Annotated in this window: 26 protein-coding genes and 1 tRNA gene; 19 read left to right on the top strand and 8 right to left on the bottom strand. The window is 38.6% G+C overall.

Annotated elements, in window-relative coordinates; translation table 11 throughout:
* The first annotated feature begins 125 nt into the window (after nucleotides 1–125).
* The 3 genes from secG to smpB all read left to right on the top strand — a co-directional run bounded on the left by secG (nucleotide 126) and on the right by smpB (nucleotide 3,294).
* A complete protein-coding gene (gene secG, locus PI20285_RS06885; protein WP_057772878.1) occupies nucleotides 126–362 on the top strand; it encodes a preprotein translocase subunit SecG in 237 nt (78 codons plus the stop codon).
* 72 nt (nucleotides 363–434) lie between these two features.
* A complete protein-coding gene (gene rnr, locus PI20285_RS06880; protein WP_057772880.1) occupies nucleotides 435–2,807 on the top strand; it encodes a ribonuclease R in 2,373 nt (790 codons plus the stop codon).
* Between the two features lie 13 nt (nucleotides 2,808–2,820).
* Nucleotides 2,821–3,294: an SsrA-binding protein SmpB gene (gene smpB / locus PI20285_RS06875; protein WP_057772882.1), complete on the top strand. Its 474-nt coding sequence runs from the start codon at nucleotides 2,821–2,823 to the stop codon at nucleotides 3,292–3,294.
* A 129-nt stretch (nucleotides 3,295–3,423) separates the two neighbouring features.
* On the opposite strand, the gene PI20285_RS06870 is transcribed toward smpB, so the two are convergent.
* The 5 genes from PI20285_RS06870 to PI20285_RS06850 form a co-directional block, all read right to left on the bottom strand.
* Nucleotides 3,424–4,713 (bottom strand): ISL3 family transposase, encoded by a 1,290-nt coding sequence (locus PI20285_RS06870; RefSeq protein ID WP_245080547.1) that lies wholly within the window; start codon nucleotides 4,711–4,713, stop codon nucleotides 3,424–3,426.
* Nucleotides 4,714–4,804: 91 nt separating this feature from the next.
* Nucleotides 4,805–6,229, bottom strand: coding sequence for an APC family permease (locus PI20285_RS06865; RefSeq protein WP_057772214.1), 1,425 nt, complete (start codon nucleotides 6,227–6,229; stop codon nucleotides 4,805–4,807).
* Between the two features lie 131 nt (nucleotides 6,230–6,360).
* Nucleotides 6,361–6,927: a GNAT family N-acetyltransferase gene (locus PI20285_RS06860; RefSeq protein ID WP_057772216.1), complete on the bottom strand. Its 567-nt coding sequence runs from the start codon at nucleotides 6,925–6,927 to the stop codon at nucleotides 6,361–6,363.
* A gap of 14 nt (nucleotides 6,928–6,941) precedes the next feature.
* On the bottom strand, nucleotides 6,942–7,514 hold the full coding sequence (locus PI20285_RS06855; RefSeq protein ID WP_057772218.1) for an LURP-one-related/scramblase family protein: 573 nt from the start codon (nucleotides 7,512–7,514) through the stop codon (nucleotides 6,942–6,944).
* 29 nt (nucleotides 7,515–7,543) lie between these two features.
* Entirely contained in the window at nucleotides 7,544–8,416 is an 873-nt protein-coding gene (locus PI20285_RS06850; RefSeq protein WP_057772220.1) for a Cof-type HAD-IIB family hydrolase, read from the bottom strand.
* Nucleotides 8,417–8,550: 134 nt separating this feature from the next.
* On the opposite strand from PI20285_RS06850, the gene PI20285_RS06845 reads away from it, so the two are divergent.
* Genes PI20285_RS06845 through PI20285_RS06835 form a run of 3 tightly spaced genes read left to right on the top strand, consistent with a single transcriptional unit; the run spans nucleotide 8,551 to nucleotide 10,253 of the window.
* Nucleotides 8,551–9,273: a uracil-DNA glycosylase gene (locus PI20285_RS06845; protein ID WP_057772222.1), complete on the top strand. Its 723-nt coding sequence runs from the start codon at nucleotides 8,551–8,553 to the stop codon at nucleotides 9,271–9,273.
* 3 nt (nucleotides 9,274–9,276) lie between these two features.
* Nucleotides 9,277–9,747, top strand: coding sequence for a tRNA (adenosine(37)-N6)-threonylcarbamoyltransferase complex ATPase subunit type 1 TsaE (gene tsaE, locus PI20285_RS06840; RefSeq protein ID WP_057772224.1), 471 nt, complete (start codon nucleotides 9,277–9,279; stop codon nucleotides 9,745–9,747).
* Nucleotides 9,744–10,253, top strand: coding sequence for a GNAT family N-acetyltransferase (locus PI20285_RS06835; protein ID WP_057772226.1), 510 nt, complete (start codon nucleotides 9,744–9,746; stop codon nucleotides 10,251–10,253). The genes tsaE and PI20285_RS06835 overlap by 4 nt, the downstream gene beginning before the upstream one ends.
* On the opposite strand, the gene PI20285_RS06830 is transcribed toward PI20285_RS06835, so the two are convergent.
* On the bottom strand, nucleotides 10,246–10,782 hold the full coding sequence (locus tag PI20285_RS06830) for a 3'-5' exonuclease (RefSeq protein WP_057772229.1): 537 nt from the start codon (nucleotides 10,780–10,782) through the stop codon (nucleotides 10,246–10,248). The genes PI20285_RS06835 and PI20285_RS06830 overlap by 8 nt on opposite strands.
* Before the next feature lie 106 nt (nucleotides 10,783–10,888).
* Here PI20285_RS06830 and PI20285_RS06825 point away from each other — a divergent pair, with 106 nt between their 5' ends.
* The 3 genes from PI20285_RS06825 (at nucleotide 10,889) to PI20285_RS06815 (ending at nucleotide 13,732) form a co-directional block, all read left to right on the top strand.
* Nucleotides 10,889–11,803 carry a Gfo/Idh/MocA family protein gene (locus tag PI20285_RS06825; protein ID WP_057772230.1) on the top strand — a complete coding sequence of 305 codons (915 nt, stop codon included), beginning with the start codon at nucleotides 10,889–10,891 and terminating at the stop codon, nucleotides 11,801–11,803.
* Between the two features lie 74 nt (nucleotides 11,804–11,877).
* On the top strand, nucleotides 11,878–12,732 hold the full coding sequence (murB, locus tag PI20285_RS06820) for a UDP-N-acetylmuramate dehydrogenase (protein ID WP_057772411.1): 855 nt from the start codon (nucleotides 11,878–11,880) through the stop codon (nucleotides 12,730–12,732).
* Nucleotides 12,733–13,000: 268 nt separating this feature from the next.
* The gene (locus PI20285_RS06815) at nucleotides 13,001–13,732 is read left to right on the top strand and encodes an MIP/aquaporin family protein (protein ID WP_057772233.1); all 732 of its coding nucleotides are present in this window, start codon (nucleotides 13,001–13,003) and stop codon (nucleotides 13,730–13,732) included.
* 61 nt (nucleotides 13,733–13,793) lie between these two features.
* Here the strand turns inward: PI20285_RS06815 and PI20285_RS06810 are convergent, their stop codons facing one another.
* A complete protein-coding gene (locus PI20285_RS06810; RefSeq protein WP_236698811.1) occupies nucleotides 13,794–14,441 on the bottom strand; it encodes a DUF1361 domain-containing protein in 648 nt (215 codons plus the stop codon).
* Between the two features lie 270 nt (nucleotides 14,442–14,711).
* Between PI20285_RS06810 and cdaA the strand changes: the two genes are divergently transcribed.
* The 9 genes from cdaA to PI20285_RS06760 all read left to right on the top strand — a co-directional run bounded on the left by cdaA (nucleotide 14,712) and on the right by PI20285_RS06760 (nucleotide 23,209).
* Nucleotides 14,712–15,563 (top strand): diadenylate cyclase CdaA, encoded by an 852-nt coding sequence (gene cdaA / locus PI20285_RS06805; RefSeq protein WP_057772237.1) that lies wholly within the window; start codon nucleotides 14,712–14,714, stop codon nucleotides 15,561–15,563.
* Entirely contained in the window at nucleotides 15,560–16,438 is an 879-nt protein-coding gene (locus PI20285_RS06800) for a CdaR family protein (RefSeq protein ID WP_057772239.1), read from the top strand. Before cdaA ends, PI20285_RS06800 begins: the two co-directional genes overlap by 4 nt.
* A 25-nt stretch (nucleotides 16,439–16,463) precedes the next feature.
* Complete coding sequence (gene glmM, locus PI20285_RS06795; protein ID WP_057772240.1) at nucleotides 16,464–17,828, top strand: phosphoglucosamine mutase; 1,365 nt, start codon at nucleotides 16,464–16,466, stop codon at nucleotides 17,826–17,828.
* Between the two features lie 229 nt (nucleotides 17,829–18,057).
* Entirely contained in the window at nucleotides 18,058–19,878 is a 1,821-nt protein-coding gene (gene glmS, locus PI20285_RS06790) for a glutamine--fructose-6-phosphate transaminase (isomerizing) (protein WP_057772242.1), read from the top strand.
* A gap of 243 nt (nucleotides 19,879–20,121) precedes the next feature.
* Nucleotides 20,122–21,327 (top strand): glucosaminidase domain-containing protein, encoded by a 1,206-nt coding sequence (locus PI20285_RS06785; RefSeq protein WP_057772244.1) that lies wholly within the window; start codon nucleotides 20,122–20,124, stop codon nucleotides 21,325–21,327.
* Nucleotides 21,255–21,428 carry a GW dipeptide domain-containing protein gene (locus PI20285_RS12085; protein WP_236698813.1) on the top strand — a complete coding sequence of 58 codons (174 nt, stop codon included), beginning with the start codon at nucleotides 21,255–21,257 and terminating at the stop codon, nucleotides 21,426–21,428. Before PI20285_RS06785 ends, PI20285_RS12085 begins: the two co-directional genes overlap by 73 nt.
* A 420-nt stretch (nucleotides 21,429–21,848) precedes the next feature.
* A complete protein-coding gene (locus PI20285_RS06770) occupies nucleotides 21,849–22,154 on the top strand; it encodes a hypothetical protein (protein WP_057772246.1) in 306 nt (101 codons plus the stop codon).
* A 102-nt stretch (nucleotides 22,155–22,256) separates the two neighbouring features.
* Nucleotides 22,257–22,328 (top strand) — tRNA-Asn (locus PI20285_RS06765).
* Between the two features lie 173 nt (nucleotides 22,329–22,501).
* Nucleotides 22,502–23,209 (top strand): matrixin family metalloprotease, encoded by a 708-nt coding sequence (locus PI20285_RS06760; protein WP_236698812.1) that lies wholly within the window; start codon nucleotides 22,502–22,504, stop codon nucleotides 23,207–23,209.
* Nucleotides 23,210–23,285: 76 nt separating this feature from the next.
* On the opposite strand, the gene PI20285_RS06755 is transcribed toward PI20285_RS06760, so the two are convergent.
* Nucleotides 23,286–24,098, bottom strand: coding sequence for a Cof-type HAD-IIB family hydrolase (locus PI20285_RS06755; protein WP_057772247.1), 813 nt, complete (start codon nucleotides 24,096–24,098; stop codon nucleotides 23,286–23,288).
* A 211-nt stretch (nucleotides 24,099–24,309) separates the two neighbouring features.
* Here PI20285_RS06755 and PI20285_RS06750 point away from each other — a divergent pair, with 211 nt between their 5' ends.
* Nucleotides 24,310–25,032, top strand: coding sequence for a GntR family transcriptional regulator, LSA1692 subfamily (locus PI20285_RS06750; protein WP_057772249.1), 723 nt, complete (start codon nucleotides 24,310–24,312; stop codon nucleotides 25,030–25,032).
* The last annotated feature ends 18 nt before the right edge of the window (nucleotides 25,033–25,050 follow it).

Raw genomic sequence — 25,050 nt, 5'->3', positions numbered from 1 at the left:
TCGGTCAGGATTTTTATTTAGTAATTCCGTGTTCAATAGGAAAAGTTATCCATAACACTGGAAAAAAAGCTAAACTATGATAAAATATAGAGGATATACTACAAGCTTAGGTAGGAGGTCGCTACTTGTATAATTTATTAATGACAATACTATTAATTGTTTCAGTTTTGATTATCATTTCGGTAATGATGCAGCCAGCAAAGACAGATAACGCGTTGTCGTCTTTCTCAGGTGGGGCAGATGACCTTTTTGCCCACTCAAAACCGCGTGGATTTGAAGCGTTTATGCAAAAAGTCACATTAGGATTAGGAATTATTTTCTTTGCCGTTGCAATTGCGATGGTCTATGTTTCTTCTCACTAATGATTGAGCCTCCTGTGTTTTGCAGGAGGCTTTTATTAAGTTAAAAAACAAATTTAAAATTTGAGGTAAAAAATGGAAACAAATAAAATTCAAGCTGCTGTCAGCAGTTTATTAAGTCAACATCCTAAGGAAAATTTTACAGCTGAAGAAATTTTTCAACAATTAAAACTTGAAGGAGCAAGTGTTTTTAATATTTTAGTTAAAGAACTTGCTGTGATGGAACGGTCAAATCGTGTTCATATCACAGAGCAGGGGAAATTCACCTTGCCCATTCAACCAGATCAACAAATCGTTCACGGTGTGTTCCATGCCAACGACCGTGGCTTTGGTTTCGTAGCCATCGATCCGGAAATTCCAGATGTTTATATTAGTGAAGATCATACAGCTTTTGCATTGAATCAGGATGAAGTTGATGTTCGGATCACACGTCAGGCTAAACCTGGCGATGATAAAGGGCCTGAAGGGGTCGTTACTAAGATTACGGAGCGTCATTTTACGCAGGCTGTTGGGGTTTTTCAAACTTCAGGTGCAGATCCTGAAAATGGCGTTATCGGTGAAATTGCATTAAAAGATAAAAAATTAGCTTCATATCATTTTGATGTTTTAGCTTCAGGAATCAAGCCACAAGAAGGGGCTGTGATCACTGCTGAAGTGACTCAGTATCCTAATTTGAAACATCCTAAACTGATGGCAGGCCTCGCTGTTGAGACCATTGGATTTAAAGATGACCCTGGGGTTGATATTCTTCAGGTTATTTATCAACACGAATTACCATATGAATTTCCTGATGATGTTAAAGAGGAAATCAAAGCGATCCCAGAATTCGTGACAGATGAAGAAAAAGTCGGTCGTAAAGACTTGACTGATGAAACAGTTGTGACAATTGATGGGGACGGGTCTAAAGATTTTGATGATGCTGTTGGTGTTTATAAAATGGCTAATGGACATTATCATTTGAGCGTCAACATTGCTGATGTGAGTCATTATGTTAAAGAGGGGTCACCTCTGGACCACGAAGCTTATCGGCGGAGTACCAGTGTTTACTTGACTGACCGTGTGGTGCCAATGTTACCGCGGAAGCTCTCTAACGGAATTTGTTCTTTGAATCCTGATGTGGAGCGTTTGACCATGACTTGTGAAATGGAAATGGACGAAAATGGTAAAGTAGTCAATCACCGGATTTATCCAAGTGTGATCAAATCTAATGCGCGAATGACTTATTCAAATGTTAATAAGATTCTTGAAGCTCACGACGAAAAAACGCGGGAACGCTATGCTGATTTAGTGCCAATGTTTGAAACAATGGGCGAATTGCATAAAATCTTGCTGAAACGTCGGAAGCGTCGTGGAGCAATTGAATTTGATGATAACGAAGCTGAAATTATTGTAGATGAAACTGGTCATCCAATTGATATTAAAGTTCGCGTTCGGGGAACTTCTGAACGGATGATCGAATCGTTTATGTTGGCAGCTAACGAAACCGTGGCTCAACATTATTCAGAGCTCAAAGTGACATTCTTGTACCGTGTCCATGAAACGCCTGACAGTGACAGAATGTTGAAATTCTTTGAATTTTTGACAAACTTTGGTTATACAGTTAAGGGTAGTCCAAAGGATATCAAACCCAAAATGTTACAAAGCGTTTTGAAACAGGTTTCGGGAAGTAAAGAAGAACCCATGATTTCGATCATGATGCTTCGTAGTATGAAGCAGGCCAAATATTCTGAGGATTCTTTGGGACATTTCGGCCTTGCTGCAGAATACTATACGCATTTCACGTCACCAATTCGACGTTATCCAGATATGTTTGTGCATCGTTTAATCCGTCATTACGAAGAGGACGGCCTTAGTGAAGAATCACAAGCTCAATTTGTTGAAAAGGTTCCTGAAGTTGCGGCTCATACTTCTAAATTGGAACGGCGAGGTATTGATACAGAACGTGACGTTGATGGGATGAAGAAAGCTGAATTTATGGGCGATCACGTTGGCGAAGAATTTAAGGCTGTTGTGAGCTCGGTAATGAAGTTCGGGTTGTTTGTTGAATTAGATAATACTGTTGAAGGACTTGTTCATATCAGTCAAATGAAAGACGACTATTATGAATACGTTGAAAACCAAATGGCTTTGGTTGGACGGAATACGCACCGAACATACCAAATTGGTCAAGAAATTGAAGTTAAGTTAATTCGGGTGGACAAGGATCAAAGAGAAGTTGATTTTGATCTCTTGCACCCAGAAAAGACGCCGACTAGTGAAATTCAATTACCACCACGTCAATTCCGTAATAGTGGCAATTACAAAGGTGGCAATCGACAAGGTAGTCACAACAAGAATTTCAATAAAAAATCATCAAGTAATTATCGAAATAATTCTGCTAAAAACTCACATGCAACAAACTCACATGGTAAGCCATCATCTTCAAAACCGTATGGTCGGAAAAAGTAGGAGTGAGGTTTAAATGGCAAAGGCAAAAACAAAGCAACGAGATCCAGCCTTAGCTCAAAATAAAAAAGCACGTCATGATTATTTAATTTCAGAAACTTTTGAAGCTGGGATGGTACTGACGGGCACAGAAATTAAATCTGTCCGTGCCAGTCGAATCAACTTAAAAGATGGCTATGTACAAATCCGTAATGGTGAGGCCATCCTCATGAATATTCACATTAGTGAGTATACAGAAGGCAATCAGTTTAATCATGACCCATTGCGAAACCGAAAATTGTTGTTGCATAAAAAACAAATTGCGGAATTAGCTGAGCAAACACAAAATAAGGGAATTACAATTGTGCCCTTAAAAGTTTATTTAAAACATGGGTTTGCAAAGGTTCTGATTGGAGTTGCAAAAGGTAAGCATGAATACGATAAACGTGAAACTTTAAAACGACGTGACCAAGAACGTGAAATTGCGAAAGCAGTCAAGCGTTATCGGTAAGCTGTGATAATCAAAAAGCGAGGAAAACTACTTTCATACAGTAGTTTTCCTCGCTTTTTTGGGTCTCTGTCAAACTGTATTGGTAGAGATTTTTGAAGGCATGTTCACTTCGGTGAATGTGCTTTTTGTTTACTCATGAATTAAACTGATACGAATGAAGAAGTTATGAATATTTCGAAAACCAAAACAGCTACGCTTTAATACCTTGATTTTACGATTAAGTCCTTCAATAGGACCGTTAGAATACGGATAACGACAACTGTTGAGCACTGCTGAGCCGTTCTTAACGAAGGTTGAAATGGTGACGTCCATTTGATTACCAGCTACTTGGTAGTTGGTAATCAAATTTTTAAATTCCGTGGCATCCTTTTGGTGAATAGCGGTTAGAATGCCTTGATAAGTTTGATACACAGTTTTGAATTCTGGAAATTCATCTAAGGCAAGGTCGATGGCGTTCTGTTGGGTCATATACTCGTTAATGCCTCGTAAATAGATAAGCTTAGTGTCATTGATTTTCTCTTCTGCCAAATGAAATAAACGCCATTGAGATTTAAGGATGCGGTAAATGCGTGAATGCTTATCTTGAAAAGTACGGATAATACGTGTACGTTCATTGTCTAGTGCACGACCAGCAAGCTGAATAATGTGGAAACGGTCAATAATCGTGACAGCATTCGGGAATAAACGATGAATAAAGCTAGCATATTCGGCGTTCATATCAATAGTAATTGTTTGAACTTTCGCACGTTCTTGAACTGAATAACGAGCTTCAAAGTAATCAATGATATCCTTACTGAGACGATCTTTGAGGGTCACAATGCGGCGATGACTAACGGCATCGCAACAGTTAAAGGACATTAGATGATTACAGGAACGAAATTCATCGAAACAAAGATTTGGCGGAAGTTGCTTAACACGGTAAGCCAAGTGAATATTTGCATTTAAAATACGTTGAACACTACTTGGTGAAATGCCACAAATTTTAGCGATTTCTTTACTGGTCAGCATGTCACGAGCTAGCACAATGACCTGATGTTTAACATTGTGGGTAAAAGTTTCATTACGTCTAACGAGGTTAGTTTTAGCTCCACAGGTTTTTAAACAATGTTGGCATTGATATCTTTGTCGTCTTAGCTGCATTTCATAACGTCCGCCTGATAAGGTTCCCAACCTTAGATGACTAACGTGGGTACCGTTTTTAATTAGACTTTTATGGCCACAATGGGGACATTTCACAAGCTGATAAGAAAGGTTGGCGTGAACGACATAAATTCGTTGTCCATTCGGGCAACGTTTCTTGGTAACACCAGTTACGGTTATATTTGGGTCTGTCATTTCAAACAAGATTAAGATAGAATTAGTTAGGGACATCTGTTTTTCCTCTTTTCGATTTTGTTTGGCGATTAAATCGTAGCACAAAGAGGACAGATGTCCTTTTAATTTTCAAAATAAAAACTGGTATCAGTTATTCACCAATACCAGAAAGTGTAGACCCGCTTTTTTGTATAGGTTATTGTTCTTTTTTACGTTGTCTACGCGCAATTGTGGGCATGACCCAACCCAACGCTAAGAGAAGCCCTGGGGTTGCAATGTTCATAATCAACTCTTGCCAATACGTAAAGGAGGTTGGCGGGACATCTTGGGGTAAAATGCCGAAAGTTGCCGCAATAAATGTAACAATGAAGCACCACAAAGCCACAAGGTAAGCAGCACGATCATTTTTAATAAAGACATAATCAGATTTGAATTTTTGGGAGTTTTTTCGAACTTGCATGAAGGCAAAGAATATCCAACAAGTAACGTAAGGAGACACAATCCCATTTAGATTAAGTAACCAGTTAAAAATTTCATTCATGTCGGGAAGAAAAACACCCATCAAAAGAATTCCAGCAGATAATGCTGAAGTGAGAATATAGCCATTGATGGGGCGGCCATGATGATCGAGCTTTAAGAGCTGTTTTGGCATGAATCGTTTACCAGTGTCTAAGATCAACATTCGCGTCATTGCATCTAACAACAATGCGAGTAGTGCAAACATATATAACAGCTGGGCAATTGAAAATAGGAACAGCATTGAGTGACCTAAGCCAATGTGACTGCCCACATAATCAAAGGCGTAATAACTACCATTCATTTTTAAATCGACAGGTAAATGATGATCATTAAAGAAAACCCCCAATGAAAACGAACCAAAAATAGTGAGAAAGCCGGCCATTACTGTCAACATAATAATTGATTTTGGAAAGTCACGTTTGGCGTTGCGCATCCGCGTGACGTACGGAGCGACTAATTCAGAGCCACTCGTCGCATAAATTAACAGACCTAATGTCGAGAAAAAGTGTAAGTTAATTTTCGGTGTAAAGGTGGATATGTGTAGTGGTGCTGAAGCGATTGCGTGTCCGTTAGTCAGATTAACGACCGTTAAAACAACGAATAGGATGGTCATAATAAACATTGCACCACCACCCAAGACGTTAAGGAGCTGCAAAGAATTTTTGATTCGATTCTGAATCAAAATAAAAATGACAAATACTAAAAAGGTAAGTAAGGCAAACATGGCGTTTGACATATGTTCTTCCATTGAATTATTGCCATTGATTAACCAGCCAAAGGCCACAACTACAGAATTTGCGGTGTCCACTACATACGGAATGGAAGCTGCCCAATATGTCCAAGCTGTAAAGTAGCCAAGTGTGTCACCACTGGTTTCACGAACCCAGGAACTTAGGCCACCACCAGATTTACTGAAAGTGGATCCTAATTGACCGACCATTAAACCATAGGGGACAACGTATAAGGCGAATAGAATTACCCAAGTAGTAATCACCCCTAATCCTTGGTTCTTAAAGTTATAAATAATGTCATCAAAGCCGATAACATTAACAAAGGCCATCAGTCCGAGGACCGGCCAGCTAATATATTTTGTGTTTTTCATATTCCAATTCCCATCTAAAAAATCATTTAATTTTAGCATAGATTTAAACCTAAGCGCTACAAAAACTTGAAGCAAAATTAAATTTTCTACTTCAAGTTTTAAAGATGGTTACTTATTCAATTATTTCGACGCTAGACAGTCATTTTAAGATGATTGTAATTATGCCCGGCAACGATTTGAACACGATCTTTTTTAAATCCGATTCGCTGATATAATTTTGCAGCTTGAGGATTTTCAAAGTCGACTAGTAAACCGACTTCATTGGTGTGAACCTGTTTAGCAACTGTTGGGAGGTAATTTAAGAGCTGAGTACCAATGCCTTCACCACGATGATGAGCATCGACACAAAGCGTGTTAAGGTACCATTCATCCGCATCGGCTTCCCGATCTGAAAAGATAACAGTTTTTTCAGGAATTCCTAATTCGGTGTAGTAGCGAGAAAAAACATTAAAGAGTTGTTGCTCGTTTTTTCCTATATAGCCAAACATCATACCAAGCACTTCATCTTGATCTTTAGCGACAATCAAATTAGCCAGATCACCTTGATATTCGGGTGATGAAAATGTTTTTTCAAAGAGTTTAGTCAGCTGTTCATCACTTAATTCATGGAGAGCAGGAAGTTCCATTTCTTCTAAAATGACCTTAACTAAAGTGACGATTTGAGGGACATCTTTTATTTGAGCGGTTTGAATTTGCAAATTTACTCCTCCATTTATTCGATTAATTTATTTTTGTGTTTTTTATGTTTTTGGATATTGTTAAAACTAGTCTCACCACTTGGTAGTTGCCATCCTGGAACAGCAGATCCACGCTTAATGTTTGATTTGCTATTTTTCTTTGACCAATGATCCAGAATTGCTGCTATGCAAATGCAAACTGGTTCGGTGGCTTCCGTAGTAATTGTCAGCTCATTGTAAGTAGTGCCGCATACCAGCTTCATGATGGGTTTACGGCCACTATAAACGTGATGCAAACCGGTTCGGAGGTTTCCAGTGATAAACCATTTTAATTTACTAACATACATAAATTCATGAATTAAGCCAAAGGTCTTTGAAATTGAGCCGATTTTTTGACCATTAAAAAAAATATCAAATTTAGGAAAAATTCCTACTGATGTTTGTTTGATTTCTGCCAATAACTGTCCGTCTGTACTGTAAACAGAGAGTGCATCATGCCGGATCCCCCATTTACCAACCATCAGATAACATGAATTGTTGAAATCATCATGGACGATCGTGGCACCTTTATTATTTGCATCTTGATGTTTCACATAAAGCTTGCGCATAAGTACTCACTCCTATAGCAGCAAAACCATTATTGACGATTGGTTTTGAGTTGTTCCAAGATGGCTTTTCCAACCCCATCTTCGTTATTCGAAACGGTTAAGTGATTCGCAATTTTTTTGATTTCGGTATGAGCATTTTCCATTGCGTAACTAGTGTCCGCAATTTTCAGCATGGAAGCGTCGTTTAAATTATCCCCAATTGCCATGACTTGCGACATGGGAATGTTTAATTCGTCAGCATAATGTTGCAACGCGATACCTTTTTGAGCACGGACGTTATTAATTTCAATATTCGAGCGAGAAGATGATGTAATGGCCACATCAACCTTTTGATTAATCTTATCAGCTACGGGCTGTAGTTCGTCTTGACCATCATTTGAAAAGGCAATGATTTTTAAGATTCGGACATTTTTGTCATCAATCAATTCTTGGTAATCATCAACATACGTGATATCCATTAGTTCAACTCGTGCCGAGGCTAAAGAAACGGCTAATTTAAATGGGGTATCAGGATTAAGATTTGAAAGTAGATCTGCCAAATTTTGAATATGCATGGCACGGCTATTAGAAATGACCCCGTCAATTGTGACAATTTCATAATATAAGTGTGCTAAATTTAATTCGCGCATGATTTGGGTAACTGAAGCACGATGGAGAGGCACCATATCCAAAGCTTTTCCGTCCACATCGTAAACGGCAGCGCCATTTAATGTAATCATTGGTGCTTGAATTCCGAATTTTTCAATTAGGGGCTTGGCCTCTGAAAGCTGGCGTCCTGTTGCGATAACAAAATGAACACCTTCACTTTGGGCTTGTTTAATGGCAGCGGCATTTCCTTCAGAAACTTCCATTTTTTCATTGAGTAACGTTCCATCCATATCAGAAGCAATTATTGAAATCATATTTCCACGTCCTTATCAGGTTTTTATATCTTCAGTTTAACATGTTCCCCCGGTTTTTTTTAGTCATAAGATAACGACATTTAATGTTATTAAAACATTTTAGGCTATGCTAGAATATGAGGAGAGGTGCGAAAATGAAAACGTTTATTCATAATGACTGGCAAGAAGTTCTGGGACCAGAATTTGAAAAGGCCTATTACAAAGATTTACACGATTTTTTAAAAACCGAATATAAAACTCAATTAATTCATCCAGACATGTTTCATATCTTTGAAGCGTTTGAGTGGACGCCGTTTAGTGAAGTTAAAGTGGTTATTTTAGGACAGGATCCCTATCATGAACCGAATCAGGCACACGGGTTAAGTTTTTCTGTCCTACCTGGGGTCAAAATTCCACCATCTTTGCAAAATATTTATAAGGAGCTACAAGATGATTTAGGGATCAAACCAGTTTCTCATGGCTACCTAGAAAAGTGGGCTAAACAAGGAATTCTAATGCTTAATACCGTCTTGACGGTGCGTAACGGACAGGCATTTTCTCATAAGGGAAAAGGATGGGAACAACTAACCGATGCAGCTATCGAAAAGCTTTCTGCACGAGAAACGCCAGTGGTATTCATACTTTGGGGAAAAGCTGCTCAAGCTAAGATTGAATTGATTGATACAGATAAAAATATTGTCATTAAATCGGCGCATCCGAGCCCATTTTCTGCCTATCACGGATTTTTTGGATCTCATCCGTTTTCAAAGACGAATGCAGCTTTAGAGGCGTTAGGTGAAACACCGATTGATTGGCAATTACCAGAACATGTAGATTTGTCCGAAAAGCCTGAGAATCAGTCTCAACAAACGAGGTAAATTATGTTTACAATGAAAACAAAGCAAGCAGAGCAAACCGAAAAAATTGGCGAACAACTCGCCAACAGTCTTAAGCCTAATGATGTGATTTTACTAGATGGCGACCTTGGGGCTGGAAAAACGACTTTTACCAAAGGATTAGCTAAAGGATTGGGGATCAAACGTTATGTAAAGAGCCCAACTTTTACCATTATTCATGAATACCGGGAAGGGCGCATGCCACTTTTCCATATGGACGTGTATCGTCTTGAGGACGGTGGTGGTGATGATCTTGGTTGGGATGAATATTTTTATGGTGATGGGGTCTCGGTAATTGAGTGGTCTCAGTTTATTCAGGATTATTTACCGGAAGATTATTTAAGAATTACCCTTAAACGAAATGACGAAAGCGATAATCAGCGCACATTAGCCTTTGATGCTCAAGGGGAGCGATACACAACTCTTTTAAATGATTTGAAAGAGGACTTAAAATGAGTGATGAAGTTAGAATCGTGGAAGCTGGGGCTGAGGATTCCCAACAGGTCTTGACGTTACTCAAACAACTAGATAAAGAAACGGAAACTTTTACAGTTGAAGATGATCTGGCCAATTTAACGGTAGACACTGAAGCAAAACAACTGGAACTGATTCAACAAAGCCGCGAAAATCTTATCTTACTTGCCATGTATCAAGATGAGGCAATTGGTTTAGCGACTGTCATGAAAAGCGAAACTGACGAATTTGGTGAAGTAGGAGTGGCTGTGTTATCTGAATTTTGGGGCCAAGGATTAGGGACCGCGTTGATGGAAGAAACCCTCACGTGGGGAGAATCATTTAGCTGGCTCTCAGGGTTGGTACTAACGGTCCAGGCGCGCAATCTGAGTGCAGAACATATTTATAAGAAACTCGGATTTGAAGAAATTGACCGTAACAAAAAAGGCTTCCGTGATAAAAACGGCGCCTCATTTGAAACGATTGATATGAAATTAACGTTTAGTTAGCCATTCGAATCAGGGGCTTTAATTGTTCAGTCCCAAAGTTATTTGCTTCGTACAGCAGGATATTTGCACATGCTAAGCTATCATCCAAAGCGTTATGATGATGATCCAGTTCAATGCCAAGATGCTGGCAGACTGTATCCAACTTATGATTTTCAAAATCTGGGAAAAGTTTACGGCTTGTCCGAACGGTATCAAGCGTCAGATAGTGGGTCCGTTGCAAGTCATAATGCTCAAGGCAGCTCTTTAAAACACCATTATCAAATGGGGCATTGTGTGCGACAACAAGCTGATTAGATTGAAAAAGAGGATTGATAACTTGCCAAACCTCTGGAAATGTTGGTGCATCGGCAACATCATCTTCATGAATACCATGAATTTGCACGTTGCGCCAGCTAAATTCAGTATCAGGCTTGATGAGAGAGTAAAATTCATCAGCAATCTGATTCTCCCGCACAATGGTGAGTGCAAGCGAACATGCACTGTAACGTTTTGGGGATGCTGTTTCAAAATCCATTGCCACAAAATTCATAATTTAAAAATCCTTTCTAACTTTCTGATTGGTACTATTATAATCTGAAGGAAGTTAGAAAGATAGTAGAGAGTTTTAAAATCAAAATCATGAGAAGGCAAAACAAATGAAAAAAATTGACGTTATGGGATTAGGTAACATTGCACAAAAAGCTTATTTACCAGTCATGGCAAGCTTGCAGGATCAGTATGAATGGCATTTTTGTACACGTAATGATGAAAAACGGCGAAAATTGCAAGCCCAGTATGGGGTTACTCATGGGGAATCAAATATTGAAGAGTTGATCGCGGAGAAGCCACTGGCAGTGTTCGTCCATACGCCAACTGCAACCCATTACCAGATCATTAAGAAGTTGTTAGCAAATAATATTAATGTTTACGTGGATAAACCGATCTCCGAAAACCTGGAAGAGGTGGAAGAACTCTATCGGTTGGCGGCTCAAAAGCAGGTAATTTTAACGTGTGGTTTTAATCGGCGATTTGTTCCTTTAAATCAAAAGTTGAAGGCCCTACCAGATAAGCAAATTATTCGGGGTATCAAACTACGAGAGGATGCTGTTCAAGAGACTAAATTTGCAATTTATGACTTACTTATTCATGTGGTTGATACGGTTCGTTATTTATTAGATGAGCCGATTCAATCTCAGCAAACACAATTGTTTACCACAGGTGAAAATTTAAAACAGGCTCTCGTAACCTTAAAAACAAAACATTCTTCAGCAACGGCGGAGATTAATTTAGTAGGCGGCGTCAATCAAGAAGAAATAACTGTTGAAACAGCTGGCGGGATTGCAACGGTTGAAAATTGTCAAACTTTCATAAAAAAAACGCCCGCCGGGAAACAAATTATTACAGCGCCAGATTGGCAACCCACATTGGTGACGCGTGGATTTGATCCTTTGACTCGCCAATTTTTGGCGGCAGTCGAAGGAAAACAAGCAAATCCAGTTTCCGCAGAATCATCAATAGAAAGTCACAAAATTTGTCGGGATGCCGTTAAAGCCTTTGAAGTGTTAAACTAGAAATTAATTATAAATCTGAAAGGAACCGTAAGATCTTGCAAACGATAAATGAAACATTTCCAGGAATCAAAATCATGAGCCATGAACCGCTGTCAAAGTATACAAATACTAAAACAGGAGGTCCGGCCGATTATCTTGCTTTTCCAAAAACTGTGGTGCAGGTTAATGAATTACTAACCTGGGCAAACCAGCAACAGATGCCTTTAACAATTGTGGGAAATGCGAGTAATTTGATTGTGCGCGATGGTGGTATTCGCGGACTAACGATTATCCTAACGCAGATGAAAGAAATTAAAGTATCTGGGAGCCAAGTCGTGGCCCAGGCTGGAGCGGCGTTGATTGCGACAACTGAAGCTGCATATCAAGCTGGTTTAACTGGTATTGAGTTTGCAGCCGGCATTCCTGGCAGCGTTGGTGGCGCAGTATTTATGAATGCAGGAGCTTATGGTGGTGAAATTAGTGAAGTGGTTAGCGAAGCACAGGTTTTGACTCGTAAAGGGCAGATCAAAACGTTAACAAATCATGAGCTAGATTTCGCATACCGGCATAGCAGTATTCAGGATTATGAAGATATTGTTTTATCCGCAACTTTTAATTTAGCTCCAGGAAATGCGGATCAAATTCGAAATCGGATGGATGAGTTAAATCGCCTCCGGGCCTCAAAACAGCCCTTAGAATATCCCTCTTGTGGGAGTGTGTTTAAACGGCCAACTGGATATTTTACTGGCAAATTAATTCACGAATCTGGGTTACAAGGATTTCAAATTGGCGGAGCACAAGTTTCACAAAAGCATGCTGGCTTTATCATTAATGTAGGTGGTGCGACGGCAACGGACTATTTGGATGTCATCCATCATGTTCAAGGAGTTGTTTTTGAAAAGTTTGGGGTGCATTTACAAACTGAGGTTAGAATCATTGGGGAAAAATAAAAGTTTTATTGATTGAGCGTCTTTTAGAAAGCATTAGAAGTTTAGCGACTTCTAATGCTTTTTTTGTGATCTATCCCAAGCGGTGAGTAGGAGCTATTAATTTAGGGAGTAAGCACCAAAAAGCCGCATTTGAGCCAGATCAAATAAGAATAAAATTATTTATGAATTAAACACAAACCTAAATTATCCTTTGATAAGTTTTTGAAATAGCGTATAGTGGTAAACAGTGTGAAAAATATAATTCTTTGGAAAGAAAGTGGGAAACATAATGCATTATAGCTTATTAATTCGTGCTGTAGCTGAGTTTATCGGGACAGCATTTCTAGTCATTTTGGGTAACGGATCCGTCGCCAACGTCGAACTTAAAGGAACGAAGGGTTCTAAAGGTGGGTGGATCTTAATTGGACTAGGGTACGGGGCTGGTGTATTAATTCCTGCAATGATGTTTGGAAATGTTTCTGGAAATCAAATTAATCCGGCTTTTACCTTAGGTTTAGCAATTAACGGAATGTTTCCATGGAGCAATGTGATTCCTTATCTTATAGCTCAACTTACGGGAGCCATCTTTGGCCAATTAGTTGTTGTTTGGTGTTACAAACCTTATTACAATCAAACAGAAGACCCCATCGCTATTCTTGGAACGTTTTCAACAATTGATGCCGCCCGTTCTTATCGTGACGGCTTTGTGAATGAGTTTGTTGGAACTTTCATTTTGGTTTTTGGTGCCCTTGCCATGACAAAAGATATCGCTTTTAAACAAAATATTGGATTAGCCAACTTTTCAGTCGGATTTTTAGTGGCAACTCTAGTTATTTCGATGGGTGGAGCCACGGGGCCTGCCTTGAATCCAGTTCGTGATTTGGGGCCACGAATTGTACATGCTTTATATCCAATGAAAAATAAGGGTGGTTCGCATTGGGGGTATTCATGGGTTCCGGTTGTAGCGCCTATTTTAGCTGGTGTTTTAGCGACATTTATTTATAAAACAATTTTTATCTAATCAAAAAGATCTGTATCATAAACAAAAGGGTTGAAGTCGGTAATGACTTCAACCCTTTTGTTTAGTTTGTATTGCGAATAACACGTAAAACAACGTAGATAGTTCCTTGCAATAATGTCATCAAGAAAACGAATGCTAGCTTTTGCCAGGACCACATATTAAAGATTGGTTTTAAAACCCATTCGGGACTAATCAGAAGATATATTGTATGAAGTCTTAAAAACCTTCCGATGAAAATTCCAATTGAAGATAAAGTGGTAAAAACTAGCACAATTCCCATTTCAACAAGCTGATTATGAATACTGTAACGTTTAACGATTGACCGTGTGACTTGCATCATGCTCCCCATACCAAGTATGACACTGGGGATAACCGCCAATAACATGTAAATATAATAAATCCACATTGAAATTGATAATCGAATTAGTCCAGTATCCGCATAGGGATGTAGCAAACTTAAGTGAAATAAATCAGTCAATAGGTAAGGAGCATTCGGATAAAAAAGCAACCAGAGTAAGATTCCCAGCCAAAATAAGCCTGTGTTTCTCGGAAAATTAGGACGGATATGAAATGCAATCTCGATTGGAATGTAGGCTAAAAATGTATTGAGAAGTAAGAAATGGTAGGGTGGGTGAACAAACAAAGCAATGTATATTAAACCCAAGCCATAGCAAATTCGAATAAACCATTTAGTTTTTGTTGTCATCATGTTTTCCTCGCTGATTTTATTGTAGCAGAATATAGGAAACTTTTTCCATAAATCAACTCTAATTTATATGCTCCGGCCGGTAACCATTCTTGTGGCCTAAATTCAAGCCGCAAGAAACATGGTCCTTCTCCGCACTAAGGTAATTATTAGCCAAACCCGCTAATAATTTTATATGCTTCGGCCGGTAACCATTCTTGTGGCTTAAATTCAAGCCGCAAGAAACATGGTCTGTGCTATAATTATTTTTGTACTGGTTGGGAGGAAAACCAAATGAATTTTGCTTGGAATCAACTGATTACCCTACATAATTTTATGAACCTAGTCGACATTCTTGTGGTGTGGTTTGTGATCTATGAATTAATCATGTTGGTAAGAGGAACAAAGGCTGTTCAACTCTTTCGAGGAATTGTAGTTATTATCTTAATTAAGGTAGTCAGCGTTCTCCTAGGATTAAGTACAGTTTCATGGATTATGGACCAGGTGATTAATTGGGGAGTCATCGCAATGGTTGTGATTTTTCAACCAGAAATCCGCCGTGGCTTGGAACATCTCGGCCGAGGGTCTATGTTTGTAAAAAATAAGACTAAAAACGAAGCCGAAACACGCATGATTGCGGCTTTAGACAAGGCCATTCAATACATGTCTAAACGCCGAATCGGGGCTTTGATTACGATCCAAATGGATACCGGGTTGGAAGAATATATTGAAACAGGGATTGCTTTGGATGCTGATATCACAGGAGAACTTCTGATCAATATCTTTATTCCTAACACACCATTGCATGATGGGGCAGTTATTATTAAAGATAATAAAATAGCTGTTGCGGCAGCTTATTTGCCACTTTCACAGAGCACAATGATTCCAAAAGAGCTCGGGACGCGTCATCGAGCAGCAGTTGGCATTAGTGAAGTGACGGATTCAGTAACGGTTGTCGTTTCTGAAGAAACTGGCGAGGTTTCTATTACAAAAGATAATGAGCTGCTACGGAGTATGACACAAGAAGATTATCTCCGTTACTTTAGAGATCAATTTCTTAGTGATGAAGAGCCAGAAAGTCGCAACATTGTTCAAGACTTTGTAGAAGGATTGGTGACATTCTTCAAAGGGGGTCCTAAAAAATGAAAGCTTTTTGGAAAGAACGATGGGTTTACCGGATCTTGGCCCTGATCCTAGCAGTTCTCCTCTTTACATACGTAAAGTCGGATCAGACAAGTTTAAACAACACGGCTTCAAATGGAAGCTCTAGTGATGCGACGCTAATGGCCAACAAAACAAAAACTTTGACGGTACCGCTCGAATTGGATGTAAATAGTTCTAAATATTTAGTTAGTGGTTATCCTTCAAAGGTTAAAGTTAAGATTACAGGGCCTAGTGCTTTGGTAACCACGACGACAAATACACAGAATTTTAAAGCTTATGTGTCATTGCGAAAACTAGGCGTTGGCAAACATAAAGTGCAGATCAAAGAAGAGGGTTTGAATAAAGAACTAGCCTATAGTTTTGATCCGCAGTCTATCAATGTGACGATTGCTAATCGAAAAACAAAAACTTTTGCCATTCAACCAGAAGTCAATAAAGATGTTATTGCCAAAGGCTACGAAGCTAAAGCGGCAATTCTGCGATCACAAACGGTCACAGCAACGGGATCTGTTTCAGAAATTAATCGAATTACACAGGTAATTGCAAAAATTAATTTACCTAATAATACAAAAAAAGAAATTACTACTCAGGTTCTACTTCAGGCGTTAGATAATAATGGGAATACAGTGAATGTTATTTTGGATCCACAAGCGGTCAGCGTCACTGTACCGGTACAAAAATCGGCAAGCTCATCAGATAGCAGTGACGAATCGTCAGCGGAATCATTTAGTACTTCAGCAGATAACAAACGAAATGGGTCGACTAGCGGGAGTAGTAAGACAAGTTCTTCGTCTTCATCCAGTTCGGCAAGCACTTCAAGTAGCACTAGTGCTTCAGATTCTTCGAGTTCAAACTAAATTAAGAATAGAAAGAGGAAAAATTATGGCTTTGAAATATTTTGGAACAGATGGTGTACGAGGAATCGCAAACGAGAGCTTAACCCCAGAAATGGCTTTTCAATTAGGCCGGACTGGTGGTTATGTTTTAACAGAACATGCTGAAAATACGGACTCACAACCAAGAGTTTTAGTTTCTCGAGACACGAGAATTTCAGGACAATTATTAGAAACAGCTTTAATTTCTGGGTTGCTTTCCGTGGGCATTGAAGTTTTGGATATGGGAGTTGTCACAACACCAGGAGTTGCTTATTTAGTTCGTAAACAAGAGGCCGATGCAGGCGTTATGATTACAGCCTCACATAACCCTGTTCAGGATAACGGGATTAAGTTTTTTGGTTCAGATGGTTACAAATTATCAGATGAATTAGAAGGCGAAATTGAGGTTTTAATTGATAAAGAAACTGATGAATTGCCACGCCCTTCAGCTGAAGGACTGGGTACGGAAAATGATTATCCAGAAGGAGCTCTTAAGTATACACAATTTTTAGAGCAAACAATTCCAGATGATTTAGATGGCTTGCACATCTGCGTAGATTCCGCAAATGGGGCAACCAGTGGATTTGTCTCTCAAATCTTTGCTGATTTGGGTGCTGAATTTGACACAATGGCTACTTCACCAAATGGATTAAATATTAATGCCAATGTGGGATCAACGCATCCAGAGGGCTTACAAAAATTTGTTGTAGAAAAAGGCGCTGACATTGGTGTTGCCTTCGATGGTGATGGTGATCGTTGTATTGCAGTCGATGAAAAGGGAAATATTGTTGATGGCGATAAAATCATGTACATCTGTGGAAAATATCTTAGTAAACGGGGACGTTTAAAGAAGGACACGGTTGTCACGACTGTTATGAGTAATCTGGGCTTGTATAAGGCTCTTGAAGCAAATGATCTCCACTCAGTCCAAACACAAGTTGGAGACCGTTACGTGGTTGAAGAGATGCTAAAGAATGGGTATAACGTTGGTGGTGAACAATCAGGGCACGTTGTATTTCTTGATTTTAATACCACTGGTGATGGCATGTTAACTGCCTTACAACTTATGAACATTGTTAAACAAACAGGTAAGAAACTATCCGAGTTAGCTGACGAAGTGAAAACTTATCCACAAAAGTTGGTTAATGTAAGAGTCCAAGATAAAAAAGCTGCATTAAAAAACGAAAAAATCCTAGCAATTATCAAAACTGTTGAAGATGAGATGGCTGGTGAAGGTCGCGTCTTAGTTCGTCCTAGTGGAACTGAGGACTTGTTGCGAGTTATGGCAGAGGCAGCTACAAAAGAAGAGGTTTCAGCTTACGTGGATCGGATTGTTGATGTTGTACGTGCTGAGGTCGGCGTAACTGAATAATAAAGATAAGTAACTGTTTGTGTTGAGAGGGTAGTATTTGCCTAATCAATGCAAACAGTTTTTTTAGTCGCTTTTATCAGTTAGACCAATTTAATATATGACTAAGACCAAATTAAATATATGTGTTGACACTACCTGCAAACTGCGGTATTCTTATAGTCATTAAGGATATACCAATATTGGATATTTATATAGACCAATTATAACCTATTTGTAAAGGATGTTGATTATGTGCGGAATTGTTGGTGTTACAGGAAGAAAAGATTCAGTGGAAATCCTGGTTTCTGGTTTAGAAAAGCTTGAATATCGTGGTTATGATTCGGCTGGAATTTATGTGAATGATGCCCAGAAACAGGCTCATTTAGTTAAGGCCAGAGGAAAAATTGCAGATCTAAAGAAAAAGCTGACTCCCGAGATTCAAGGGACAACTGGGATTGGACATACCAGATGGGCAACAAATGGTGTTCCAAGTATTGAAAATGCTCACCCACAATTTTCCACAGATGAACGTTTTTATTTAGTGCATAATGGAGTTATTGAAAATTATGAAGAATTAAAAGCAGAGTATTTGAGTGACCTGACCTTTGTTAGTCAAACAGATACAGAAGTTGTTGTGCAATTAGTAGATCGGTTCGTGGTACGGGATGGGCTCACAACCAAAGAAGCGTTTAAAAAAACTTTGAGTTTGTTAAAGGGATCTTCTTATGCATTCTTGTTAATGGATTACGAAGATCCAGAAACACTATATGTAGCTAAGAACAAAAGCCCACTTTTGATCGGAATTGGTAAGAATTTTAATGTGGTTTGTAGTGATGCTCTGGCGATGCTGAATGTGACAAAAGATTTTTTGGAGTTACATGATGGTGAAATGGTCGTTGTGACACCAAAAAAAGTTGAGATTACAAATCAAAATGGAGACACGATCCAACGGAAATCTTTCCACGTTGATTTAGATCCCAAAGAGGCTGATCGGGGCACTTATCCATACTATATGCTCAAAGAGGTCGACGAGCAGCCGGCAGTGTTACATCGGATTCAAAATGCTTATTTTGATACAGATGATATGCCACTTTTGCCAGCCAATTTATTAGCAGAAATGCAAAAGGCCGATCGACTTTATATTGTCGGAGCCGGAACAAGCTACCACGCGGGGTTAGTCGGGCAACGCCTATTTGAAAAGCTTACCAAAATTCCAACAGAAGTTGTTCTTGCATCTGAGTTTGCCTATGCTGACCCAATGCTGTCAAAGCATCCATTTTTCATTTTCTTAACCCAAAGTGGTGAAACAGCAGATAGCCGCCAGGTATTGGTCCGGGCTAATGAAGAGTGGCATGCACCGAGTTTGACAATTACTAATGTCGAAAATTCTACATTGTACAGGGAAGCAACCTACCAGTTGTTATTAAATGCAGGTCCTGAAATTGCGGTGGCCTCAACCAAAGCTTATACAGCACAAATTGCAGTTGAAGCAGTAGTGGCTAAAGCATTAGGCGTGGCTCTAAAGATTTCAACAGCACAAGATTTTAAACTGAATCATGAATTGAGCTTAGCGGCAAATGCGATTCAAGCCATTGTGGACGAGAAGGCAACCATTAAGGCCATCGCACATCGAGACTTGGAAACCACCCGAAATGCCTTTTATATTGGACGTGGGGTTGATTACTTTGTTGCCTTAGAAGCAGCTTTGAAATTAAAAGAAATTTCGTATATTCAAGCTGAAGGCTTTGCTTCTGGTGAATTGAAACATGGCACAATTGCATTAATTGAAGATAAGACACCAGTGATTGCAATTGTGACACAAGAAAAGACTGCCAGTCATACAAGAAGCAATATTCAAGAAGTTAAATCACGTGGTGCGCAAGTTTCAATAATTGTTTCCAAAAATTTAGCTAAACCTGGGGATGATATAGTGATTCCGAGTCTTTCAGAATTGTTATTGCCCCTTGTGAGTGTGGTTCCTGCACAATTATTGGCTTATTACGCGAGTTTGGAGCGCGGATATAATGTTGATCAACCTAGAAATTTGGCAAAAAGTGTCACTGTTGAATAAAAAATTACAAATAGTGCGAACTAACCTGTTGAGTGGTATTCAACAGGTTTTTTTGTCCATTAGGCTAATTTAATTGTTAAATTTTTGTTACATTCATCTGGCACATCTTGAAGAAGCCTGTTATATAGGGATTTATAAAATGTGGTTAATTTACGTATATTTCAAAATGATTAAATGCATTAAGATTTACCGGCGAAAGTTATATACTAATAGTTAAGATCATTACGATACGGGGGAAACAGTATGCATAAACGGTGGTTACCATTTATTTCATTCTTAATATTACTTTCGACAGTTGCTGTTTTGGGTTCAAACTCAAAGACCGTTCACGCAGATTCACCACAAGCTTTTATTTCGCGACTAAAGCCTGATGTTCAAAGCGTTTCATCAAAGTACAATTTGTATGGTTCTTTGATGATGGCACAGGCGGCTTGTGAGAGTGCCTGGGGTCAGAGCCAATTGGCTATTAAAGGTAATAATTATTTTGGGATCAAAGGTACATATAACGGTAAATCGATAACGATGCGGACAGCAGAATACACTTCAGCTGGAAAATTATATTATACAAATGCAGCCTTTCGTAAATATCCTAATGTCAAAGCTTCCTTAAATGACAATGGAAAAGTTTTACGAAATGGAACGGCTTGGAACTCTTCTTATTACAAGGGAACTTGGAAAGAGAATGCTAAAACGCCTGAAGCAGCGGCTAATTACCTAACGGGTCGGTATGCAACAGCGCCTTCTTATGCGAAAAGTTTAATTAGCATTATTAAGGGTTATAATTTACACAATTTGATTGATGGTGTGAGCGTCAAATACACTAAGCAAAATATGTCGAAGCAAGTTAAGCTAAGTCCGGGGCATAATTTTTATAATCATATTCCCGGAAGTACTTACAGTTCTAAACTTACCCATTATGGGACGACTTATAAGGGTAAAACGATAACAATTGATAATTCGGGTGTTAAAAAGGGTACCAAAACGCCGTACTATCGTTGTTATTACAAAGGAAAACTTATTGGCTGGATTTATTCGACGGCAGTTGTAAATGTGACAAAATATACTTCCACATATAAAGTTGCTACAGTGAGTAATTCACCAAAGAACGATTTTTACAATCATGTAACTTCCAGTGTTTATTCTACAAAACGCACACATTATGGCACAACTTATCGCGGTAAAAATGTGACGATTGATAATCAAGCTGTTCGTGCTGGCACAAAGACACCATATTATCGTTGCTATTACAACGGAAAGCTAATTGGCTGGGTTTATGGCGGAGCTTTGACAGGTGTTCGTTATCTAAATACTACGTATACAAGTCAAACTCTGACAGAACAGTCAAGGCTGTGCCTGGGCATGATTTTTACACACATATTCCTAAAAGTAACTATGCGTCTAAACGCAGGTATACTGGTAAGTCATACGCAGGCAAAACTGTCCAAGTAGATATGACAGGCGTTATTGAAGGAACAAAAACGCCATATTACCGCTGTTATTACAATGGTCAATTATTGGGTTGGATTTACGGAAGTGCTTTGAGTGCTTAATTAAGAAATTATGAACAAATAATTAAAATTCACTAGACTAAAATGAGAAAAAGAGGTATATTTAATTTACCATTTACTTACTTCCTCTTCCTGTTTACCCCAAATGAACACAGTGGAGGACATCTCTAGTTGGTGTATACGCCAGATGGTGAGGATCGGAATTAATTTTCCGATTTTTTTTGTGGAATTAAGATTAAATTTAAAAATTTGTTTGACACCGCTTACATATAGAGGTATCATTACTTCTGAAAGGTAGTAGAGCATCTCCTCTACCTTTAATCAATTCTCTTTCTCTCTTATGCCAAAAAGGTGTGTTTAAGCTATAAAGCTTAGACACATCCTTTTTTTGTGAACTTTAACGTAAAACGCCTTGCTTACCAAAGGGAATTACCCTTATACTGAATATGAGGAGTGATAGCTGTGAGTAAACAAACTTTTACGTTGATTGAAGAAATTACGCGAAATGATAATTCTAAATATTTGGAAATTGCAGACATGGTTATGAATGGCCGTGCCGAATTGGCTTCAGAACGTAACTTTATTAAGGAAGTTCGAATTTTACAGCTGAATATTCCCCATTCAGCCCATGTGGTGAACTATGAGGATTATATAAACGAGCGTTATGAAATTCCAGATGAAGATATGGATCACTGGGAAGAGTGGAAAAAAGACGAAAAAATAATGATTGATTTTAACGCTGTTTTGAAGGAAAATCATATATCATAATTACATGGCGCAAAAATCTAGAAATAATTAGGCAATTATTAGAATTTAGTTGACAAGTCTGTGGGTTCCATGATATAAATATATACATGGTAATTAAGTAATTGCTCCGTAGTTCAGCGGTAGAATAATTGACTGTTAATCAAGAGGTCGCTGGTTCGATCCCAGCCGGAGCAGTATTGAATGACTAAAAGTTGTTATACAGCGTTAAAACGCTGGTATAGCAGCTTTTTTGTTTTCTATAAAAATTAGGATTTTTTTAAGTTAAATGAGATTGCGGGAAAAACAATCCAGACGTGCTATACTTTTTGGACTGAACAGTGAACACAAATTCAAAGTGGGGGATAATCGTGAGACGTAGAGCTTTTGTATGGATAATAATTATTATTGCCGGATTGTATTTCTCGACAAAAACAAATATTCAAGAGACAGCAAAAAACCTATATGCCGATAGCAAGCAAGAAATTAGCAAGGTTATCTCTGCTATAAATTCACAGCCAATAACCAATGAAATTAAAGTTGATCCGAATAGTAACGCTTCAAATAGTTCTAGCGCCAACACTACCACGCAAAACGCAACGGCGACAGAAAATGTTATTCAAGGTCATAAGTTGTCAAACGTTTATTATTATCATTTTGCAACTAACGTACCTAAAAATGTGCGAAATGCTTTTTTAGAAGCAGTTAAAATTTATAATCAGACGGGATTGGTAAAGCTGGTTGCGGGTACTGGTACACAGAGACAAAATCAAATTAAATTTTCTGTTTATAGTAAAACCATGACCTCTTCTCAACAAGGTGTAATTGAATTAGGGCTTGGTGGCCCAGAAATAATTCAACAAACTGGTTTGAATGCTTATACAGTTAATCATGCTAGTGCTAGTTTGAATACCCATTATTCATCAGCTGTTCACCTTTCAGTTGCAGTCCATGAACTGGGCCATGCATTGGGCTTGGCTCACAGTGGTAGTAAGGACTCAGTTATGTATCCGGTTGATCAAGGGAAAACAACTTTATCGGCAGCAGATATTGAAGGACTTAAAGTAATATACAAATAAATTTGTGTTTATGCTAAAAAAACTATGTCTTCTCAGAGAGGGCATAGTTTTTTTAGCATTGTTTTGATTGAAAAAACTAGACTAGTGCAAATTTCTTAATGGCATTGGCCAATCCACCGTCATCATTGGTACCTGTCACGAAATTAGCATGTGATTTTGCAAGGTCACTACCGTTGCCCATTGCCACCGCGGTTCCAGCATAGTCGAACATTGCGATATCATTTCCTTCATCACCGGCGACCATCACGTCGTTTGCATCAAGTTTTAAAATAGATGCCAGGTTTTTTAATGCTTGACCTTTATTCACACCTGGATGCATTAACTCTAAAAAGGGTTTTGCCGCACGTATGACAGAGAGTTCATCACCGAATGTTTTTGTGACCAATGGTTGGATATTGTCTAATAACTTTTCGTCCCCGACAAACAAACCTTTGGCAATCTGGAAATTAGCCGGCAATTCTTCGGGTTTGCGGATCAAAATCCCCGCACTGTTTTCCCAAGCCTGCACGACGGTAATGGCATTTACATCATGATCGGCGGTATAAATTGTACCGTCCTCATCCAAAACATTAAAAGGAATTTGATGTTGTTGGCCGAATTCGGTCATTTTTCGATAATAGTTATTTTCAACAAGGTGCTTTGCGATTACTTTTCCAGCTACAGATTCAATGACAGCACCATTATAAGTAATTACATATTGATCATCACCATAGATTTCTAATTGTTGAAGAAAATGAGCAACGCCGACAAGGGGACGGCCAGTACAGAGCACGACTTTAATTCCTTGAGCAATAGCTGCCTTAACTGCTGTAATGGTGCTGGGTAAAAGCTCACCCTTGGAATTTAGGAGAGTATCATCGACATCTAAAGCTATTAAACGAATTGGCATATAAGTAACCTCTTTTTGATTTTTAAAGCACCATACTAGTTAGCTAATTTTAGCGCTTACATACATTGTATCATGTTTATAGGCTTTTTTTGCTTAAGTTCAGATCTAAAAATAAACACATGGTATCGCTATCATATTTCGTGAAATTATGTACCTAACGTGATAGTATATACTAAACAGTACATACTATCTGACGGAGAGGAACGATGCTATGCAAGAAGCAAAATTTAAACGAGTTGCTGCGGTACTTAAACAGCGAGTTGAGGATGGCATTTATGGCACTAAACAGAAGTTACCCTCTGAATATGACCTTGCCGATGAGTTTAAAGTGAGTCGTTTAACAGTTAGAAAGGCAATTGAATCATTAATAGAAGCACATATCTTGGTTAAAAGTCGCGGGAAAGGGACGTATGTCATGGACACTCCCAAAGTTGAGAGTGGGCGTTTGGGTTTGCAAGGATTCACCGAGGCTTCTGAAGCCTATGGAAAGAAGAGCCATACTGAGGTCCTGTTATTTCAAAAGGTTCTCCATCCTAGTGATGAGGTCCTACAGGCGTTGCAAATGAAAACAGCGACTAAAGAATCTATTTATGAATTAGTTCGGCGGCGTTATTGGAATGATGATCCAATGACAATAGAGCAAATCTATATTCCAGAAACTTTAGTGGCAGGTAAATCGGCAGATGATTTTACTGGATCTTTATTTGCCATTATTGAACAGCATGAGCCAATCATGTATTCGAATCAAGAAATTGAGGCAATGTTGACTGATAAGAGAATTGGAGAACTCATGAAGATTCCAGTCGATAGTCCATTACTAAAAGTACAATCCATAACTTATACTGCGGATGCTAAACCAATATTTTTTGATAATTCTTATTATCGTGCTGATAAATACCGTTTCAAAACAACATTAGTACGTAACAAACTTTGATGGGAGGAATCTGATCAG

The organism is Pediococcus inopinatus (assembly GCF_002982135.1).
In the GTDB taxonomy this organism is placed as follows: Bacteria; Bacillota; Bacilli; order Lactobacillales; family Lactobacillaceae; genus Pediococcus; species Pediococcus inopinatus.
Note: the sequence above shows the minus strand (reverse complement) of the source record. Positions and strands in the feature narration are given on the sequence as shown.

Bases quoted from the DNA above. Each gene is read 5' to 3' on its own strand.
- rnr (WP_057772880.1), top strand. From the start codon at position 435: ATGGAAACAAATAAAATTCAAGCTGCTGTCAGCAGTTTATTAAGTCAA.
- smpB (WP_057772882.1), top strand. From the start codon at position 2,821: ATGGCAAAGGCAAAAACAAAGCAACGAGATCCAGCCTTAGCTCAAAAT.
- PI20285_RS06865 (WP_057772214.1), bottom strand. From the start codon at position 6,229: ATGAAAAACACAAAATATATTAGCTGGCCGGTCCTCGGACTGATGGCC.
- PI20285_RS06855 (WP_057772218.1), bottom strand. From the start codon at position 7,514: ATGCGCAAGCTTTATGTGAAACATCAAGATGCAAATAATAAAGGTGCC.
- PI20285_RS06850 (WP_057772220.1), bottom strand. From the start codon at position 8,416: ATGATTTCAATAATTGCTTCTGATATGGATGGAACGTTACTCAATGAA.
- PI20285_RS06845 (WP_057772222.1), top strand. From the start codon at position 8,551: ATGAAAACGTTTATTCATAATGACTGGCAAGAAGTTCTGGGACCAGAA.
- tsaE (WP_057772224.1), top strand. From the start codon at position 9,277: ATGTTTACAATGAAAACAAAGCAAGCAGAGCAAACCGAAAAAATTGGC.
- PI20285_RS06835 (WP_057772226.1), top strand. From the start codon at position 9,744: ATGAGTGATGAAGTTAGAATCGTGGAAGCTGGGGCTGAGGATTCCCAA.
- PI20285_RS06830 (WP_057772229.1), bottom strand. From the start codon at position 10,782: ATGAATTTTGTGGCAATGGATTTTGAAACAGCATCCCCAAAACGTTAC.
- PI20285_RS06825 (WP_057772230.1), top strand. From the start codon at position 10,889: ATGAAAAAAATTGACGTTATGGGATTAGGTAACATTGCACAAAAAGCT.
- murB (WP_057772411.1), top strand. From the start codon at position 11,878: ATGAGCCATGAACCGCTGTCAAAGTATACAAATACTAAAACAGGAGGT.
- PI20285_RS06815 (WP_057772233.1), top strand. From the start codon at position 13,001: ATGCATTATAGCTTATTAATTCGTGCTGTAGCTGAGTTTATCGGGACA.
- PI20285_RS06810 (WP_236698811.1), bottom strand. From the start codon at position 14,441: ATGATGACAACAAAAACTAAATGGTTTATTCGAATTTGCTATGGCTTG.
- cdaA (WP_057772237.1), top strand. From the start codon at position 14,712: ATGAATTTTGCTTGGAATCAACTGATTACCCTACATAATTTTATGAAC.
- PI20285_RS06800 (WP_057772239.1), top strand. From the start codon at position 15,560: ATGAAAGCTTTTTGGAAAGAACGATGGGTTTACCGGATCTTGGCCCTG.
- glmM (WP_057772240.1), top strand. From the start codon at position 16,464: ATGGCTTTGAAATATTTTGGAACAGATGGTGTACGAGGAATCGCAAAC.
- glmS (WP_057772242.1), top strand. From the start codon at position 18,058: ATGTGCGGAATTGTTGGTGTTACAGGAAGAAAAGATTCAGTGGAAATC.
- PI20285_RS06785 (WP_057772244.1), top strand. From the start codon at position 20,122: ATGCATAAACGGTGGTTACCATTTATTTCATTCTTAATATTACTTTCG.
- PI20285_RS06755 (WP_057772247.1), bottom strand. From the start codon at position 24,098: ATGCCAATTCGTTTAATAGCTTTAGATGTCGATGATACTCTCCTAAAT.
- PI20285_RS06750 (WP_057772249.1), top strand. From the start codon at position 24,310: ATGCAAGAAGCAAAATTTAAACGAGTTGCTGCGGTACTTAAACAGCGA.